The sequence below is a fragment of the Paenibacillus sp. LBL genome, from assembly GCF_029893715.1.
GTDB lineage: Bacteria > Bacillota > Bacilli > Paenibacillales > Paenibacillaceae > Paenibacillus_AQ > Paenibacillus_AQ glucanolyticus.
The window spans coordinates 196890-214994 of the sequence record NZ_JARXYU010000006.1 but is presented as its reverse complement, the minus strand read 5'-3'; the positions used below and the strand labels follow the sequence as shown (position 1 = coordinate 214994).

The window sequence follows — 18105 nt, the reverse complement described above, 5'->3', positions numbered from 1 at the left end:
GTTTAATCCAGCTTAGGATCAAGCGCATCCCGCAGTCCGTCCCCAAGGAAGTTGAAGGACAGCACCAGTGCAATGATGGCAAGGCCCGGATAAATGGCCAGGTAGGAATGCGTCTCAAGGTACGTGCTTCCGATCTTGAGGATATTCCCCCATTCCGGAATGTGCGGCTCAACGCCGAGACCCAGATAACTCAAGCTGCTCGTCGAGATGACGGCTGCACCGATAGTCAATGTGGATTTGACAATCATGGGAGCGAGCGAGTTAGGAACGATATGCTTGAATATAATCGAAAAATTGCTGGAGCCGAAGGCTCTGGCTGCATCAACATATTCAAAGGTGGAGACAAGGAGCACATTCGCCCTCATTGTTCTTGCATATGTCGGTATAGCGCCTACGCTGAGTGCCAGAATGAGATTGACGGTGTTGGCTCCGAATGCAGCAATGATCGCAATGGCAAGCAGGATGCCCGGTATTGCGTACAGCACATCCAGCAATCGCATGATAATGTTATCGGTATGACGGCCATAATAGCCGGAGATGGCACCCAGAACGCCGCCGATGATAACGGGGATCGCCGTCGAGGCAAATCCGACAATCAGCGAAATCCGGGCTCCGAATACGATGCGGGAGAACAAATCCCGGCCGAAGTTGTCCGTACCGAATGGATAAGCAAGGCTTGGCGGCTGCAGAATGGCACTGTAGTTGTTATCAATCGCAATGCTGTAATCGAAGGTGAACAGGCTGCTTACCGATAGACAGAACAGGAAGACAACAAAGAACAGTCCAGACATGGCCGTCTGGTTAGCTGTAAGCTTCACCCATACGTCGCCCCAGCGGGTCATCGCAGGGTTGCCGTTCTTGCGGATTTTGGCTAGCAGATTAATGCCGAGCACCAGGGCAAATATATTGCCCGTTACCGCAGTCAGAATGATCGGAAAGGCAAGCCAGGTCATTCTGGGATGAGCGTAGTTCGTTTTTACATATCTGGCAACCATTATAAGAGCGACCAGCTGAATGATGGCCATGATCAGAAGTGTTGCCATCGCTGGCAGGAATGTATTTGAGACATAAGGCTTAAATAGATTCAGCGCCGATACGGCGATGACAAACAGCTGGGTTAACAGCATATAGACGGCAATCGTATATTCAGGCGGCTTCTGTTTCTTGATCAGATTGAAACCGAAAGTAACGGTAAACAGGTTTCCTGTGACGATGCTCAGCAGCTGGATGTAACCCAGAATCCTCGTGGAGCGCCGGATTTCTCCCTGGCTTCGAAGATCTCTTCGGATCAGCAGCGTAATGATCATCTGAATGATGGTAAAGAGTGCGTACACTGCAAAGGCGGTGAACACCCACGGTTTGATGGTTCCCCCAGTGAAATCAAAGCTGTTCAGCAGCAGGATCACCGTTAAGGTCAAAGATATAACCCATGTGAAGCTGGCTTGACTGTACTCGTGTGAGGATTTCAGCTGGTGTTTGGTTTCTTGTTTAGAAAGAAGCTTCTTGATCATGAGTACACCTGCTTTAGTATTGTTTCATCTTGGACCTGATCCGTGGATCAAAGAACGCGTACAAGATATCAATAATGACATTCACCAGTGAAATGGTAATGGCTGTGTAAACCACGCCGCCCATAATGGCCGGGATATCGGGGATAAACTGTTTATCCACAATGTAACTGCCGATACCGCTGATGTTAAAGACCTTCTCCGTTACGGCTGAACCGCCGAGCATCCCGCCGAACTGAAGTCCGATGACGGTAATGATAGGAATAATGGCGTTGCGGACAGCATGCTTCATTAGAATGGTGCGCTTGCCGAGCCCCTTCGCCCTGGCTGTGATCATATAATCTTCATTAATGACTTCCAGCGTCGAAGACCGCGTCATTCTGGCTACCGAAGCGGTGAGTCCCGTCCCGAGCACGATGACCGGCATAATCATGGACAGCCAGTTCTCCGGATTAAAGGTGGCAGGCAGCCATTGCAGCTTGATCGAGAAATTCAGGATAAAGATCAATCCCTGCCAGAAGTTCGGAATGGACAGTCCGAGCAGAGCCACAAACATAAAGGTATAGTCAAAAAACGAATTCGGTCTCGTAGCCGAGATAATCCCGATTGGCAATGCGATCGCAATCGCAATGATCAGGGAGATAACCGTGAGTGTCAGCGTGATCGGGAACTTCCTGGCGATGCTTGACGTGATCTCTTCGTTGCCAGAGAAGGATTTCCCAAGATCGAAATAGGCGATTCCCTTAATATTGTTCCACAGCTGCGTCAGGTACCCTTGGTCCAGACCGTGCATTTTGTTAAAAGCTGCGATCTGCTCCGGTGTTGCCGTCTCCCCCAAAATGTTGGCTGCCGGGTTGAACGGCGACAAGTGGAGGATCGTAAAGACGAGCACCGCCACGCCGAAGATCACGAAGACCGTCATGACGAGTCTCTCCAGAATATATTTCAGGTAGGGATTGCTGTACAAAAAAATAAGGATGTACATCAGCAGGCCCGGAATTAGTGATATAATGAAAAACAACGGATTCTCGATAAGAGAACCAAATGTATCGGCCATGGTCAAACGCTTCTGCTGGTTCAGCTTCAGTTCCTTGCCGGTTCTTTCCTTGAGGACTTCCTGGAACCTGGCTTGAACGATCTTGTCAACTTCCTGCCGAAGCTGCCCTTCATTGACCTTTTGCTTGAAGAAGCCATGCTTGCGCTTCTGCTGCTCCATAATTTCGGTGCGTAGTGCTTCCAAATATCCGGCAGCCAGCATCTCGCTGCGTATGCGGTTCTCAGCCGCAGCGTAGTCATCCTTCTTCCTCTGAACCAAATAAAATAGGAAGACCACGAGATTCACGGGCGCTCCCAATAATAATAGTAAGTATCTATAAGAAGGATTCAGAAGGATCTTACTGTAGGTGCTGCTTATTGAACTTATGAGTCTGTTTGGTCTTGCTGCTTCTGTCCCCCCCATAAGGTGCCTTTCCTCCTTGTTCCAAATTGCATTATTCCGAGTGATATAGTATATTTTATTTTAGCCTATTTTAAAAGTCAATAGATTATAAGAGTTGCAGAGGATATTACCTTTTTAACATAAACGCATAATGGCAGGTGAGCAGAGTTGGAACCGATATTGCAGGTTAAAAATTTGAGTGTAGCCTTTCAATCCCGCGATTCAGAATTCCACGCAGTGCGCGGGGTGAGCTTTGAGGTGAAAAAAGGCGAAACGCTCGGAATCGTTGGTGAATCCGGGAGCGGCAAAAGCGTCACGGCACGCTCGATCATGCGGCTGCTGCCGTCCCCTCCTTCTTATATGAAGGATGGAGAGATCCGGTTCCTGGGCCAGAATCTGGCCGAGAAAACAGAGAAGGAAATGGAGAGTATTCGCGGTCGGGACATCGGGATGATATTTCAGGATCCGATGACGTCGCTTAATCCGACTATCCGAATCGGCGAACAAATATCGGAAAGCCTGGTTAAACACCAGAAGCTGTCCAAGCACGAGGCGAAGAAGCAAGCGCTTGATATGCTGAAGCTGGTTGGCATTCCGAACAGCGAAGCGCGCTACAATCAATACCCGCACGAATTCTCGGGCGGCATGCGCCAGCGGGTCATGATCGCGATTGCGCTTGCGTGCAGACCTGCACTGCTGATTGCCGATGAGCCTACAACGGCACTTGATGTGACGATACAGGCACAGATCCTCAATCTGATGAAGGATATGCAGGAGAGGTTCGGATCTTCCATTATATTGATCACGCATGACCTCGGCGTCGTAGCGGGCATGTGTGATCGCGTGGCGGTAATGAAGGACGGCGTTATAGTAGAGACGGGAACGACGGAGGAAATCTTCGAGAATCCGCAGCATCCCTACACCTTGAAGCTGTTAAATGCGCTTCCGCGTCTGGACGAGAAGAAGAAAGCGAAGCCGGCGCCGATCATCGTGCCGAGCACGGACTATAAGGGACCTCTTTTGGAGGTTAAATCCTTGAAGCAGTATTTTGATATGGGCAAAGGCAATGTCCTCAAAGCGGTGAATGATATCAGCTTTCACATTCAGGCCGGCGAGACCCTCGGGGTAGTTGGAGAGTCCGGCAGTGGAAAATCGACGACAGGACGAGCTATTCTTCGCCTTCATCAGCCGACAGGGGGAGAAGTGCTGTATCAAGGCATGTCCGTTAATCGTCTCTCTCCTTCGGAAATGAAGGCGATGCGTCGCCATATGCAGATGATATTCCAGGATCCGTATGCTTCACTGAACCCAAGATTGAAGGTTGTGGACATCATCGGCGAAGCGCTGGACGTTCACAAGCTGACCGGCAGCAAGCAGGAGCGGAAGAAACGGGTCGAGGAGCTGCTCGATATGGTCGGATTGGATCCGGCCTATGCCACACGCTATCCGCATGAATTCTCCGGCGGTCAACGCCAGCGGATCGGGATTGCGCGCGCGCTTGCGGTAGAGCCGAAATTCATCGTGTGTGATGAGCCGCTTTCCGCGCTCGATGTATCGATCCAGTCGCAGATCGTAAAGCTGCTGGAGGAACTACAGCACCGACTTGGATTGACGTATCTGTTTATTGCACATGACCTGTCGATGGTCAAGCACATCAGTGACCGCGTTGCTGTTATGTATATGGGCAAAATCGTGGAGTTCGCAGAAAGCGAGGAGCTGTACTCCAATCCGCAGCATGATTATACAAAGTCTCTGCTGGCGGCCATTCCGGTTCCCGATCCGAAGATTGAGTCCCAGAAGAAACGGGTGCTGCTGGATGAACGCACCGGTGAGGACAAGTATAATCTGGAGCATTCGGAGCTGGTGGAGGTATCGAAAGGCCACTGGGTGGCCATGCCAACCGGAGCCTGATCGTACAATAATAGAACCTGTCCCGACCGGAGTCGGGGCAGGTTTTTTGTTGAATAAGGGAGTATGAAGTTCAGAAGTTTACCGCCTTGATCTCGCACAAAAACTTTTGCTGAAAACTTCCGCTAGATAGATTGAACTAATGAAAAGAAGAACCTCAACGGAGAAGGCGGAATTATTCTGGAGAAGCGGTAGCGGTCGCCCGAAAGCTTTCCAAAGGAAAGCTCGCATCGGAAGCATATACTGCACCCGGATTTCAACCATTTTTAATGGATTGATAGAAATCTGGGGGCAACAGCGATCGGAAGAATAATCCGTATTCGTAGTGATGCTCGGGCTGAGAATCTTTAGTTCAACTTATATAGATGCGGTCTGTCTTCTGAGGAAGGTACGTCGATAGACGTCTTCCTGATTCAACGGGGCAGTCCAAAAATTCACTCATAAATCGATGATTTGCATGATTCATTAAAAGGAATTGAGCCCTGTATGGCAAATATGTAATCCTAGGAAGCGTTCTCACGAGAAAATGAGCGTAACGAGTTTCCAATTGTACGTACAATAGCACCATACGGATGAGGAGGAAATGCAATGAATCGTTTGCAGCAAGGGGATGTTGTATTATTTCAAGGGGACAGCATTACGGATTGCGGACGTGACCGGAACTTCTCCGGCAGCTTGGGCAACGGTTATCCGCTATTGATCGACTCGATGTTTGGCATGAAATTTCCGGAGTTGAATGTAACCTTTTTGAATAGAGGGATCAGCGGAAACCGGGTCGTCGATCTGAATGGCAGATGGCAGGAGGATTGCCTGGACCTGAGGCCCGACTGGGTATCCATCTATATCGGAATCAATGACACCTGGCGCCGGTATGATAGCGGAGATCCGACAAGCACCGAGGATTTCAAGTCCGGGTACCGTAAATTGATCGAACGCACCAAAGAGGCGCTGGACGCCAAGCTGGTTCTCGTAGAACCGTTTGTGCTGCCGCATCCGGAGGATCGCAGAGTTTGGCGCGAGGATCTGGATCCGAAAATTACGGCGGTGCGCGAATTGGCAGTTGAATACGGTGCGCTGCTGGTGCCGCTGGACGGCTTGTTCGCTGCAGCGTCGGTGCGACGCGAAGCGGCCTTCTGGGCTCCGGACGGCGTGCATCCGTCACCTGCCGGGCACGGCCTGATTGCGAAGGCTTGGCTCGAAACGATGGGCGTTCGTTTGGATTAAGGCATACACCCTGTAGGTGTAATATGCACTTAAACAGCTTGTCCACTAAAAAGAGCTCGGGCATGAAGCCCGCAGCTCTCTTTTTTCATAAGAATGACATACAGCTCTGAAATGCGGGCTTGCAGCTACCGATACATATATAAACAAAGGAATGACGTTGAGAAAATGCAAGCTTCCCGAAGGAGGCCTGCCCGAGAGTTAGAAATAACTTTCATTTTTTTTGCCTGCATGGTGTAATGCATTAAAGCGAAAAAATAATAGTTGACGCCTTTGTTTAAATCCTATAGGATTACTTGTATTAATAGTCCTTTTTACGGAAAACAGGGGGAGAGAGAACATGAAAGGCAGTAAACATGTAAGGAAATTAACGGCGCTGGTGCTCGCGTTTATGATTGTCTTAACCGGATGTGCCGAATCAGGCAGCGGCAGTGGTAAGGGAGCAGGCAATCTGGCCGACAAGGTCGAGAACCTGCCGGCAGGCATTGCCGAGAAGGATCCGGTGAAGCTGATGGTGGTTCGCAAGATCGGGGGCGATGATCATACGGCACAATTTTTGGCTGGTGCGAAGCAGGAAGGCGAGGCTCTCGGCTTTAAGGTAGATACCTTCTCGGCGAACGGGGACTCCGCCAAATTCCATGATGCCATCGCGCAGGCCATTGACAGTGATTACGATGGATTTATTATATCGCATGGAGACGATCCTGCATCGGTTCAAGATGTGAAGAAGATCACGGATAAAGGGATTCCGGTTGTCACCTTCGACTCCCTGCCGGAGATCGGAGACATTGCAGGGGTTACGCAGACCTCGCAAGACGATGAGCAGCTCGCGAAGCTTGCGCTGGACAAGCTGGTTGAAGAGCAAGGACCGGATGCTAACATTGCATACCTGTGGGTGGATGGATTCCCGCCGATGGTACGCCGTAATGCAGTCTATCAGGAAACGTTGAAGAACAACCCGGGCATTAAGGAAGTGGAGCGCTTCGGCGTAGCGAGCGACCAGACTTCCCTGGAAACGCAAAATGCGGTATCCGCCATCCTGACGAAATATCCGAAGGGTGAGCTCGACGCGATCTTTGCAACGTGGGATGCGTTTGCGATCGGCGCGGCCAGAGCGCTGGAGGAAGCCGGACGTACCGAGGTTAAGATTTACGGCATCGACGTGTCCAATGCGGACCTGGAGCTGATTCAGAAGAAGGACAGCCCATGGGTGGCTACGGCTGCCGTAGATCCGAAAATGATCGGTGCAATCAATGTCCGTTTGCTTGCCAAGAAAATTGCTGGCGAGGAAACACCTGCTGTCTACAACCTGGAGCCTGTATTGATTGAGCGTTCCGGCCTTGAGGGTTCAACCGAAGCGGTCAACATGGTGAACCTGGCTGATATCATCCCTAGCTGGGGAACGAGCACCGAGTTCGAAGAGGACTGGATGAAGGCACTGAAAGCTGCCAACGGCAAATAAACAGCATTATTCCTACAGGCGCTCTTGTCGGTTATCGATAAGGGCGCCCTATCCTATTTGAAGGGAAGAATACACTTGCGAAGCGTTATGGAGACAACAGCCGTCACTTCGACCACTCTGTCGACTGAGGCCCCCTTACTTCAAATGAAGCACATCTCGATTTCTTTTCCAGGCGTTAAGGCGTTGACCGATGTTGACTTTCAGACGACCGCAGGGACTGCCCATGCGTTGATCGGTGCGAATGGAGCGGGGAAATCGACTCTGATGAAGATCCTATCGGGAGCGTACAACCACTACGAGGGAGAAATCTGGCTGGATGGACGCGAGGTACAGATTCGTTCGCCGAAGGAAGCGAAGGATCTCGGCATTCAGATCGTGTATCAAGAGGTGGATACGGCACTCATTCCGAACCTGACCGTCGGGGAGAACATCATGCTGGACCGGACGGTTCATGATATGGGAAGAAGGCACCTGATCCGCTGGAAGGAACTCTATCAGGAAGCCGAATCCATCCTGGCGCGCATGAATATACGGGTCTCCGGCAAAAAGCTGATTTCGGAGCTGACGCTGGCTGAGAAGCAGATGGTCCTGATCGCAAGAGCCGTCTCCAAGCAGTGCCGGATTCTGGTGCTCGACGAGCCGACAGCTCCGCTCAGCCACAGCGAAACCGAGCAGCTATTCAAGCTGGTGCGCAAGCTGAAGGAGGATGGAGTCAGCATTATTTTCATATCACACCGGCTGCCGGAGCTTTATGAAATCTGCGACGAGATTACCATTATGCGGGATGGCCAGCTGGTGAAAAGCGATCGCATCGCGAATATCGACCAGCCGAAGGTGGTGGAATACATGCTGGGTGCCAAGATGGACCAGCAATTCCCCCGCATCGAGCGAGAAATCGGTCCCACCTGGTTTGAGGTGAACAACATGCTGGACAGCGGCAAAATCAACGGCGTGAATCTCCATATCCGCCAAGGGGAAATTGTCGGTCTGGCGGGACTGGTGGGCGCCGGGAAAACGGAGCTGTGCCGGGCAATATTCGGAGCATCCGATACTTCGACCGGCGAGATCAGGCTGGGCGGCAGCAAGCTTCGCATCGGCTCGCCGCATGACGCTGTGCGGCATGGCATTGCCCTGGTGCCCGAGGAGCGCCGCCGCGAGGGCGTGTTCGTTGAAGAGCCGGTGTCCGTTAATTTAACGGCCGCGGTGCTGTCCCATTTTTCCAAATGGGGGTCCTGGCTGAGCTTTGGCAAGGAGAAGCAAGCGGCGCGAGAGATGATTGAGCGTCTCGGGATCAAGACCCCGAGCGAGAAGGCGCGGGTGAGAAATCTGTCCGGGGGCAACCAGCAGAAGGTGGCGATTGGCAAGTGGCTGCTGGTCGATGCGGATGTGTATATTTTTGATGAGCCGACCAAGGGGGTCGACGTTGGCGCGAAGCGGGATATATTCAATCTCGTGGCCGAGCTTGCCAAGCGGGGGAAATGCGTGCTGTACGCCTCAAGCGAGCTGTCCGAAATCGTTGGCATCACTGATCGGGTGTATGTGATGTATGACGGCAGTATCACCAAAGAGCTGACGACGCGGTCATCCCATGAAGAGGAAATATTGCTTTATTGCACAGGAGGCGGGTTGACATGAATACAGCAAGACCTGTTAAGGAGAAGCCGGCGGCTAGCTTCGCATTTGATTTTCTATATAAATACGGCACACTGATTACGGTATTTGTGCTTATTCTCGTCTTCGGCACGGTGGCCGACAACTTTTTGAATACGAGCAATATCATTAACATTCTCCGTTCGATTTCGATTGTTACGATTATTGCCGTGGGCTTGACGGTTTCGCTGGCCGTAGGCGGCTTCGACTTGTCCGTCGGCTCGACGGCCTCCCTGGCGAATGCACTGGTCATATCCATGTTCGTCTGGCATGGGCAAAATATAGGCATCGGCATTGGCCTGACACTGCTGTTCTGTCTCGCTGTAGGGCTGATCAATGCCTTCCTGGTCATCAACTTCAAGATCGATGATATGCTGATGACCTTAGCGACGATGTTTATATTCCAAGGGGTTGCTCTTACGTATACCCGCGGCGCTACGATCTCCCAGAATATGATTCTGCCCAGCGGGGACTTTGCTACCGGCAAAATTCCGGCGGTGTTCGAGAAGATCGGGCAAGTTCCCTGGATCATTGTTATTATGGTGCTGGTTGTCATCGTGGTTCACCTATTCCTGACCTATACCAAACATGGGCGGTATATGTACATGATCGGCGGCAACCGCGAAGCGGCGGCTTTATCCGGAATTCCAGTGAGTAAATATCGTCTGGCTGCGTACCTGGTTTCGGCCCTGTTCGCTGCGATCGGCGGGATCATACTCGGTGCCCGAGTGATGACAGCCGAGGTCAATTCCGGCGGACCTTATCTGATGGATGCAGTCGCTGCGACCTTCATCGGATACTCGGTGTTTGGAGCGGGCAAACCGAATGCACTGGGGACCTTTGTGGGCGCGGTGCTGATCGGTATTTTGCAAAATGGCCTGATCATGCTGTCCGTTCCTTATTATGCAATGGATATCGTGAAGGGCTCCGTTTTGGCGTTGGCGCTTGCCTTGACTTACTATAAGAAGAGGCATTGATACAGCCATTGTAGGCAACCGCCGCGCTTGGAAGCTGGAACAGCAAGGTTGAGGCTTCACTTACATCACATACACATGTATACTTTCTAAAGACCTTCCCTCCAGTGATCCTGCTGCCAGAGTGGATGGTCTTTTTCCTATAAATCCGGTATGTTATCCATGATTTGGCTATTTAGTTGACGTACGTAACTTTTTTTCATTATCCTTGTAGAAGGCTGATTTTAAATTGTACATACATTCGCCTCTTATAAAGAGAAAGGGGACTCATCATGAAAAAAACAACCTTTATCCAACCGGATCCTCAGACTTGGCTGGACACTTTCCACTTTGAAATTCCGATAAAGATAAGGTACTGCGAGACCGACATGCTGGGTCATGTGAATAACGTCAGTTATTTCATGTATTTTGAACAGGGACGCATTGAGTATTTCGAGAATTTGGGATTAACCGAGGATTTATTCAGTGACAAGACCGTATCGGTTGTTGCGGATCTGGAGTGTCAGTATCTGGCACAGCTGTATTTGAAGGACCCGCTCAAGCTTCATGTCCGGGTGTCAGAGATCGGGCGTTCCTCGATGGATGTGCAGTATGCGATTGTGGTGGACGGTGCCTTAAAGGCTGCCGGACGCGGAACCATTGTGCTCATTTATACGGCGACAGGCAAGAGCACGCCGATTCCGGATTCGGCACGAGAGAAGATTGCTGCATTTGAAGGATGGGTGTAAACGAGAAACGAAATCAATTATGAAGATAAGAGGGGAAGGGATTAAGGATGACCATCCGTTTTGCCATCATCGGCACAAACTGGATTACCGAGCGGTTTATTCAAGCGGCTCTGGAGACCGAGGAATTTATTCTTGCCGCCGTGTATTCTCGAGCGGAAGAGAAGGGCAAGGTATTCGCGGCAAAGTATGCAGATCCAAAAGTATACACTTGTCTCGAGACGATGCTGCAGGATGATGAGATTGACGCTGTGTACATTGCGAGTCCGAATGCCTATCACGCAGAGCAGGCTGTACAATGCATGAACCATGGGAAGCATGTCCTCTGTGAGAAGCCGATGGCCTCCAATGCGGTTGAAGTGTCTGCGATGATTGAAGCTGCCAAGAACAATAACGTGCTGCTTATGGAAGCCTTGAAGTCGACATTAATGCCGAACTTCAAAATCGTAAGGGACAACCTGTACAAGCTGGGCCCGATTCGGCGTTACTTCGCAAGCTACTGCCAATATTCCTCCCGTTATGATGCTTATAAGCAGGGCACGGTTCTCAATGCATTCAATCCCGAGTATTCCAACGGCTCACTGATGGATCTGGGCATCTATTGCCTGTACCCTCTGGTTACCCTGTTCGGTAAACCGGACTCCGTGAAAGCTTCAGGCTATATGTTATCCACCGGGGTTGATGGGGAGGGGAGTCTGTTGTTATCATATCCGGAAATGGAAGCCGTCATCATGCATTCCAAGATCAGTGATTCCTATGCTCCTGCCGAGATCCAGGGCGAGAATGGAACAATGATCATCGATAAGATCAATCAGCCGTATGATGTGAAGATCCACTATAGAGACGGCACGATTGAGAACGTAACCCAACTGCAAACCCATGAATCCATGTATTATGAAGCTCAGGAATTCATTGATTTATTAAAATGCGGTGAACGGGAAAGTGCAACTAATACGCATGCCAACTCTCTTATTACCGCTGAAATCATGCAGGAAGCCAGACGTCAGATCGGCTTGAGGTTCCCGGCGGACTCCCGGGCAGGTATATGATATTTGTCATACTCCCGAAATGACGTTTATGACTACGACGCACATGACAAACTATTTATAATTAGGTTAGACAAGTGCGTAATGAGATCATAACGTCCTTGCGCTTCATTACGAGGAGGAAGACAACTATGGCTAAGCCCGATAACAAACTGTCCAGCTTGAAAAAGAACGTTGCCCCTTATGAGGAAATTGACACAAAGGCGAGTATAGGTCAGCTTCTTAATACACTGGTTCCCTTAATACTGCTATGGTATGCCGCCTATCTAAGCTTATCTGTATCTTACTGGCTTACCATTCCCATAGCCGTTATTGCTTCGGGGTTTGTTGTTCGGACGTTTATCATATTCCATGACTGCACTCACGGGTCTTTCTTCAAGAATCGCCGGGCGAACAGAATCCTTGGCACGATTACGGGCGTTATTACGCTGTGTCCTTATGAGCAGTGGAAAAACACGCATGCCATTCATCATGCTACGAGCAGCAACCTCGATAAGCGGGGAATCGGCGATATGTGGGTATTAACCGTTGAAGAGTATGGAGCGGCATCCTTTTGGCAGCGTCTGTACTACCGGGTTTACCGTAACCCGATCGTCATGTTTGGCCTTGGTCCCATCGCTATTTTTCTGGTTTCCTATCGTTTTAACCGTAAAGGTGCGAGACGTAAGGAGAAGATCAGCAACTATATAACGAATATTTCGATTGTGGCTTTGTATGCAGTGCTATGCTGGGCGATTGGATGGCAGGCATTCCTGCTCGTTCAAGCTCCGATATTCATGGTATCGGGAATGCTGGGGATATGGCTGTTCTATGTACAGCACCAATTCGAGGAGACGTACTATGAGCATGATGAAGAATGGAGTTATATCAACGCAGCCGTTGAAGGCAGCTCTTATTACAAACTGCCGAAGGTTCTGCAGTGGATCACGGGCAACATCGGCTTCCATCATGTTCATCATCTTAGTCCGAAGGTTCCTAACTATAACCTTGAGAAGGCGCATGAAGCAGCACCTCCTCTTCAAAAAGCAACAACGATTACGCTGAAAACCAGCTTGAAGTCCATTCGCTTCCGTTTATGGGACGAAGAGAAAAAACTGTTCGTAACATTTAAGGATGCACGGCGATCGCTGCGTACGTCAAAAGAATCAGTATTGGAGAAAGCCGAAAAGAACCTGGCAAGCCCGAGACCCAGAGTGCAGGGCGAGTAATTCATCAGCTTGAACCGACGGAAGGTGGGACCCCATGCAGAAATGGTATCAGATATTTCATAAAAGCACGGGGTTAAGCCCGTATGTATGGGTTGTCTTCTACATCCTTCCGTTTTATTTCATCTTCCGGTCGACGTCTACCTATCAGATTGTCATCGGTATTCTGATGATTGTGATGTTTTTTGCCTTCTATGTCTTGTCCTTTCTGTCGAAAGGCTGGGTTGTATATTTCTGGACGAGTCTGCAGATTCTGATATCAATCACGATGTCTGTGGTTTTCAGTTACATCTATTTCTCGTTGTTTCTCGCATTTTTTATCGGGAATATCAGGAATAAGGCCGGTTTTTTCACGCTGTATACCGTTCATCTGATAACGACAGTCATTACGGTCAATTATGGATTGTTAACGCGGAATCCGTTCTTTATAACACAGCTGCCGTTTGTTCTGGTCAGTGTGGTAGGCGTAATTCTGCTTCCCGTGACCAACTATAACCGAAATAAGAATGATCAACTCCAGGGCCAATTGGAGGATGCGAACAAACGGATCTCTGAACTCGTCAAGCTGGAGGAGCGCCAGCGGATTGCCCGCGATTTGCATGATACACTGGGACAAAAGCTGTCTCTCATCGGTCTTAAAAGTGATTTGGCCGGCAAATTGATGACACAAGATACGGCAAGAGCCCAAGCCGAGATCGACGATGTTCGCCAGACGGCCAGAACCGCACTGAAAGAAGTGCGCGAGATGGTGACGCGGATGCGGGGTACCCGGCTTACGGATGAGTTCTTCCGCATTCGGCAAATATTAAAGGCGGCTCAGATCGAGCTGACCTTTGAGGGAACGCTGGAGCCGGATAATCTTTCGTTAATGAATGAGAATGTAATCAGCATGTGCCTGAAAGAGGCCGTGAATAATATAGTCAAACATAGCAATGCAACGACCTGCTCCATTGCGATTGAATCCACCGAAAGCGATCTGGTTGCGAGGGTGAAGGATAATGGAACGGGATTTGTGACGGATGCGAAGAATCGCGGTAATGGGCTGCGAGGCATGAGAGAGCGGCTTGAGTTCGTGAATGGAAGCATGGAGTTCACTTCTGGCGAGGGTACAACGCTTGTCCTTCGAGTACCTACTGTGCTCAGACTGCCGGATAAGGAGGCGGGAATATGATCAGAATTGTCATTGCCGAAGATCAGCGGCTGCTGCTTGGAGCTCTGGCCTCACTGCTTGATCTGGAGGAAGATATGCAGGTGGTTGGAACGGCGGGCAATGGGAAGGATGCCGTAAAGCTCGTCAAACTTCATAGACCGGATATCTGTATCATGGACATTGAGATGCCCATGATGAACGGGCTTGAGGCGGCCGAAGAGTTGAAGGGTTATGGTTGTAAGGTTATGATCTTGACAACCTTTGCCCGGCCCGGGTATTTCGAGCGTGCCGTGAAGGCAGGTGCTAACGCGTATCTGCTTAAAGACAGCCCGAGCGAGGAATTGGCTGCATCCATTCGCAGCATTATGGCAGGCAGACGGATATATGCCTCGGAGCTGGTGGACGAAGCCTATTCCGGTGAAGAGAATCCGCTGACGGAACGGGAAAAGGAAGTTCTCAGTCTCATTGCAGACGGCAAGAACACCAAAGAAATCGCCACCCAGCTATTCATTACAACAGGGACGGTTCGTAATTATATTTCCGTTATTCTGGATAAGCTTGGCGTCAGCAACCGGATTGAGGCGATTACCCGCTTTAAGGAAAAAGGCTGGTTTAAATAAATACGAAAATGACAGAAGCCCCGTGGCACTAGCCATGAGGCTCTTTTTTTTCTGTCCGAAAAGGATATCGGTTGTAGAGATGCGTGGCTAAGTGTAGATACATGGATTTTTTTACCTGTTGTATCATGCATAATAATGTATATTTATTCATTATTGCAGGATTGTTTGTGATTTTCGGATAGAATTTATATTTAATGGAAACAATGAAATAACTAATCAAATAATGAGATTTATTATGAGCTCGAACATAATGATCTAAATCGGAGTCAACCAAAGAATATGGATGCATTTTTGTAAATGTATGCATTTTTATGTATAATAGAAATGATTGCCAGTAATAAAATTTGAGGAGGAGGAGGTCTTCTATGGATCATATGATGTTTGAGGTTGGAACTGCTCTGATTCTGGTTGCTATAGCCTCTGCGATTGCCGGAAAACTCAAGTTCTCAATTATACCATTCTTGATTGTACTGGGGATGCTTGTAGGGCCACATGCACCAACGATAGGTATTCTGGATTTTAAGTTTATCGAGAGCCAGGGAATCATTGATTTTCTGGGGCAGATGGGTATCCTATTCTTGCTATTTTATCTCGGCCTTGAATTCTCCGTTCAAAAATTGATCAAATCTGGACGAAACATTGTGGTAGGCGGAACCGTATATGTAGTATTGAACTTTGTACTGGGTCTTGCTTACGGATTCCTGATCAATATGCCACTGTATGAGACGTTGATCATCGCAGGAATGTTGTCTGTTTCTTCCAGTGCGATTGTGGCTAAGGTACTGGTAGATCTGCGACGCACCGGTAATGCGGAGACGGAGCTTATTCTCGGTATGATTTTGTTCGATGATATTTTCCTTGCCGTGTTCTTGTCGATCATGTCTGGACTGCTGTTAGGCGGGGCGACATCGGTAGGAGCAACGATCATCTCGGTTTGTATTTCCATTGGCTACATGCTGTTGTTCTTTGTCATTGCGAGAAAAGGCCCGCCTATACTTAACAAATTGCTGAATATTACGTCCAGCGAGATTTTCATTATTGTTGTTTTCTCAACGATGTTCTTTATTGCCGGGTTCTCAGAGACCCTGCACGTAGCCGAAGCGATCGGCGCGCTGTTGTTTGGACTAGCTCTATCCGAGACGGAGCATAGCGAGCGGATTGAGCAGCTGGTTATTCCTTTCCGTGATTTTTTTGGGGCAATATTCTTCTTCAGTTTTGGTCTTGGTATCGATCCGACCACCCTGGGAAATGCGTTATGGCTGGCACTTGGCGCCGTGGTGCTGACCATTATCGGCAACCTCGTTGCTGGTATGATCGCGGGACGCAAGGCTGGACTGTCGCATAAGTCGTCGCTTAACATCGGGTTGACTATTATGGCACGGGGCGAGTTTACGATTATCGTTGCCAATCTGGGACTCGCGGGCGGACTGTCCGCAATGCTGAAACCATTCTCTGCGCTCTATGTTCTGATTCTCGCGATTCTTGGGCCTCTTCTAGCGAAAGAATCAAAACGCGTGTACCGTGGAATGAATCAATTATTCAAATGGACCGATCCTGTGGAGAAAGTGAAAAAAAGGAAAGCATAAGGACGACCGAGATGATTTACTTTCTCCCAACTAATCTATATAATCTAGAGATTGAATTAACCCAGAACGGAGGATTTACACATGAGTATTATTCGCGAATCTGATCTGCCGGGTATCGGGAAGAAGTTCCTTATTCAGGCGAGATCAGGGGATAAGCTGGTTGTTGTTATACATGACGACGGCCGAAGAGAGCTGTACCACTTTGAAGATGACAATCCTGAGGAGAGCATCTCCCAGATTACCTTAGAAGATGACGAGGCTAGACAAATCGCCGGGATTATTGGCGGCATGACGTATAAACCGAAAGCATTGGAGACCATTGAGGTGACACTGGAGGATCTGATCATCGAATGGGCACGAATTGAGCCGCATTACAAATGCGTGGGACAATCCATTGCGGGGCTACAGGTTCGTCAACGTACAGGTGCTAATGTATTAGCGATTGTGAACAAGAAAGAGCAGAGAATCAATCCGGGTCCGGACGATATCCTGACAGCGGGATCGACATTGGTGCTTGCGGGAGAGCGTAAACAGATCAAGCAGTTGAAAGAGCTGCTGGTCAACGGTTAATAGCGATAAGATTCACTGATCGGTGATGACCATATCCGAATATGGACAGCAAGCTTCTCCTGGTGAGAGGCTTGCTTTTTTTTGATGCATAAGAAATATGCTTCCATATTTCAGCGGGATAATATAGGTGCAATTTGAAATTCTCCACGAAATGCTCTATCGTTGATAGTGAGGCTATCATTTTGATGAAAGAAGGCGCATACAGCATGAGACTCAAGGATAAAGTAGCTATAATTACAGGTGGTGCCGGAGGCATCGGCAGCGGCATGGCTCTTGCCATGGCTAAGGAAGGCGCTAAGGTTGTGATTGTGGACGTGAATGAGGAGAAAGGGCGTGAAACGGAGAAAAGACTGAAAGAGTTCAGTGATTCGATGTTTATCAACGGTGATATTACCCATAAATCCTCGATTCAGAGTATTGTTGATGATGTTATGAAAACTTATGGCAAACTCGACGTTCTCGTTAACAATGCACATGTGTCCAAGCAGGTACCTATCGTGGATACAACCGATGACGTGATGGCGTTGTCGTTTGATACCGGTTTTTATCCGACGTTTTATTTTATGCAGACGTGTTATCCTCATCTGAAGGCAACTCGGGGCAAAGTGATTAATTTTGCATCCGGTGCCGGTCTGTCGGGCATGGTGAACCAAGCCTCCTATGCCGCAGCAAAAGAAGCCATTCGCGGGCTGTCCCGCGTGGCCGCCAACGAATGGGGAGCCGACGGCATCAACGTCAATCTGATCAGTCCCATTGCACTGACGCCGGGCGTTGAGCAGTGGAGCAAGGCATTCCCGGAAGAATACCAAGGCATGGTCGATAAAATTCCGCTGAAAAAAATGGGGGATCCCGAGCAGGATATCGGACGCGTGGCCGTTTTTTTGGCAAGCTCCGATTCCGACTACGTGACGGGTCAAACACTGATGGTAGATGGCGGTTCAATCATGCTGAGATAATAGGGAATTTCTCCTTCAAAAAAAGAGCGCACAAGGGCCTTGTCCCTTGTGCGCTCTTTGTGTTTAATGGCAGGCTGATATGGGGT

At 49.3% G+C, this 18105-nt stretch carries 15 protein-coding genes; 13 read left to right on the top strand and 2 right to left on the bottom strand.

What is annotated here, in order from left to right:
• Positions 1-2: 2 nt before the first annotated feature.
• Together M2277_RS15830 and M2277_RS15825 are read right to left on the bottom strand one after the other, a co-directional pair.
• Positions 3-1511, bottom strand: a complete 1509-nt coding sequence (locus M2277_RS15830; RefSeq protein WP_280755141.1) for an ABC transporter permease — start codon at positions 1509-1511, stop codon at positions 3-5.
• 13 nt (positions 1512-1524) lie between these two features.
• On the bottom strand, positions 1525-2967 hold the full coding sequence (locus M2277_RS15825; RefSeq protein WP_006208510.1) for an ABC transporter permease: 1443 nt from the start codon (positions 2965-2967) through the stop codon (positions 1525-1527).
• A 147-nt stretch (positions 2968-3114) separates the two neighbouring features.
• Between M2277_RS15825 and M2277_RS15820 the strand changes: the two genes are divergently transcribed.
• The 13 genes from M2277_RS15820 to M2277_RS15760 all read left to right on the top strand — a co-directional run bounded on the left by M2277_RS15820 (position 3115) and on the right by M2277_RS15760 (position 18019).
• Positions 3115-4857, top strand: coding sequence for an ABC transporter ATP-binding protein (locus tag M2277_RS15820; RefSeq protein ID WP_280755140.1), 1743 nt, complete (start codon positions 3115-3117; stop codon positions 4855-4857).
• A gap of 585 nt (positions 4858-5442) precedes the next feature.
• Complete coding sequence (locus M2277_RS15815) at positions 5443-6078, top strand: SGNH/GDSL hydrolase family protein (protein WP_036641078.1); 636 nt, start codon at positions 5443-5445, stop codon at positions 6076-6078.
• A gap of 337 nt (positions 6079-6415) precedes the next feature.
• Positions 6416-7537 carry a sugar ABC transporter substrate-binding protein gene (locus tag M2277_RS15810; RefSeq protein ID WP_006208513.1) on the top strand — a complete coding sequence of 374 codons (1122 nt, stop codon included), beginning with the start codon at positions 6416-6418 and terminating at the stop codon, positions 7535-7537.
• A 144-nt stretch (positions 7538-7681) separates the two neighbouring features.
• Positions 7682-9172, top strand: a complete 1491-nt coding sequence (locus M2277_RS15805) for a sugar ABC transporter ATP-binding protein (protein ID WP_280755196.1) — start codon at positions 7682-7684, stop codon at positions 9170-9172.
• Positions 9169-10164, top strand: a complete 996-nt coding sequence (locus M2277_RS15800) for an ABC transporter permease (protein WP_006208514.1) — start codon at positions 9169-9171, stop codon at positions 10162-10164. The genes M2277_RS15805 and M2277_RS15800 overlap by 4 nt, the downstream gene beginning before the upstream one ends.
• Positions 10165-10433: 269 nt before the next feature.
• Entirely contained in the window at positions 10434-10889 is a 456-nt protein-coding gene (locus tag M2277_RS15795; protein WP_280755139.1) for an acyl-CoA thioesterase, read from the top strand.
• Positions 10890-10936: 47 nt separating this feature from the next.
• Entirely contained in the window at positions 10937-11935 is a 999-nt protein-coding gene (locus M2277_RS15790; RefSeq protein ID WP_006208517.1) for a Gfo/Idh/MocA family protein, read from the top strand.
• A 128-nt stretch (positions 11936-12063) separates the two neighbouring features.
• Positions 12064-13140 (top strand): Delta(5) desaturase DesA, encoded by a 1077-nt coding sequence (desA, locus tag M2277_RS15785; protein ID WP_006208518.1) that lies wholly within the window; start codon positions 12064-12066, stop codon positions 13138-13140.
• Between the two features lie 34 nt (positions 13141-13174).
• Complete coding sequence (locus tag M2277_RS15780) at positions 13175-14308, top strand: sensor histidine kinase (RefSeq protein ID WP_006208519.1); 1134 nt, start codon at positions 13175-13177, stop codon at positions 14306-14308.
• Positions 14305-14907: a response regulator transcription factor gene (locus tag M2277_RS15775; RefSeq protein WP_006208520.1), complete on the top strand. Its 603-nt coding sequence runs from the start codon at positions 14305-14307 to the stop codon at positions 14905-14907. Before M2277_RS15780 ends, M2277_RS15775 begins: the two co-directional genes overlap by 4 nt.
• A 365-nt stretch (positions 14908-15272) precedes the next feature.
• Positions 15273-16493, top strand: coding sequence for a cation:proton antiporter (locus M2277_RS15770; RefSeq protein ID WP_036641084.1), 1221 nt, complete (start codon positions 15273-15275; stop codon positions 16491-16493).
• Positions 16494-16574: 81 nt separating this feature from the next.
• On the top strand, positions 16575-17063 hold the full coding sequence (locus M2277_RS15765) for a cation:proton antiporter regulatory subunit (RefSeq protein ID WP_006208523.1): 489 nt from the start codon (positions 16575-16577) through the stop codon (positions 17061-17063).
• 206 nt (positions 17064-17269) lie between these two features.
• Positions 17270-18019 (top strand): SDR family NAD(P)-dependent oxidoreductase, encoded by a 750-nt coding sequence (locus M2277_RS15760; RefSeq protein WP_063479752.1) that lies wholly within the window; start codon positions 17270-17272, stop codon positions 18017-18019.
• The last annotated feature ends 86 nt before the right edge of the window (positions 18020-18105 follow it).

What these genes read in the sequence shown, in the direction of transcription:
- M2277_RS15765 (WP_006208523.1), top strand. Translation starts at nt 16,575, where the DNA reads ATGAGTATTATTCGCGAATCTGATCTGCCGGGTATCGGGAAGAAGTTC.
- M2277_RS15810 (WP_006208513.1), top strand. Translation starts at nt 6,416, where the DNA reads ATGAAAGGCAGTAAACATGTAAGGAAATTAACGGCGCTGGTGCTCGCG.
- M2277_RS15825 (WP_006208510.1), bottom strand. Translation starts at nt 2,967, where the DNA reads ATGGGGGGGACAGAAGCAGCAAGACCAAACAGACTCATAAGTTCAATA.
- M2277_RS15830 (WP_280755141.1), bottom strand. Translation starts at nt 1,511, where the DNA reads ATGATCAAGAAGCTTCTTTCTAAACAAGAAACCAAACACCAGCTGAAA.
- M2277_RS15780 (WP_006208519.1), top strand. Translation starts at nt 13,175, where the DNA reads ATGCAGAAATGGTATCAGATATTTCATAAAAGCACGGGGTTAAGCCCG.
- M2277_RS15805 (WP_280755196.1), top strand. Translation starts at nt 7,682, where the DNA reads ATGAAGCACATCTCGATTTCTTTTCCAGGCGTTAAGGCGTTGACCGAT.
- M2277_RS15800 (WP_006208514.1), top strand. Translation starts at nt 9,169, where the DNA reads ATGAATACAGCAAGACCTGTTAAGGAGAAGCCGGCGGCTAGCTTCGCA.
- desA (WP_006208518.1), top strand. Translation starts at nt 12,064, where the DNA reads ATGGCTAAGCCCGATAACAAACTGTCCAGCTTGAAAAAGAACGTTGCC.
- M2277_RS15815 (WP_036641078.1), top strand. Translation starts at nt 5,443, where the DNA reads ATGAATCGTTTGCAGCAAGGGGATGTTGTATTATTTCAAGGGGACAGC.
- M2277_RS15795 (WP_280755139.1), top strand. Translation starts at nt 10,434, where the DNA reads ATGAAAAAAACAACCTTTATCCAACCGGATCCTCAGACTTGGCTGGAC.
- M2277_RS15770 (WP_036641084.1), top strand. Translation starts at nt 15,273, where the DNA reads ATGGATCATATGATGTTTGAGGTTGGAACTGCTCTGATTCTGGTTGCT.
- M2277_RS15775 (WP_006208520.1), top strand. Translation starts at nt 14,305, where the DNA reads ATGATCAGAATTGTCATTGCCGAAGATCAGCGGCTGCTGCTTGGAGCT.
- M2277_RS15790 (WP_006208517.1), top strand. Translation starts at nt 10,937, where the DNA reads ATGACCATCCGTTTTGCCATCATCGGCACAAACTGGATTACCGAGCGG.
- M2277_RS15760 (WP_063479752.1), top strand. Translation starts at nt 17,270, where the DNA reads ATGAGACTCAAGGATAAAGTAGCTATAATTACAGGTGGTGCCGGAGGC.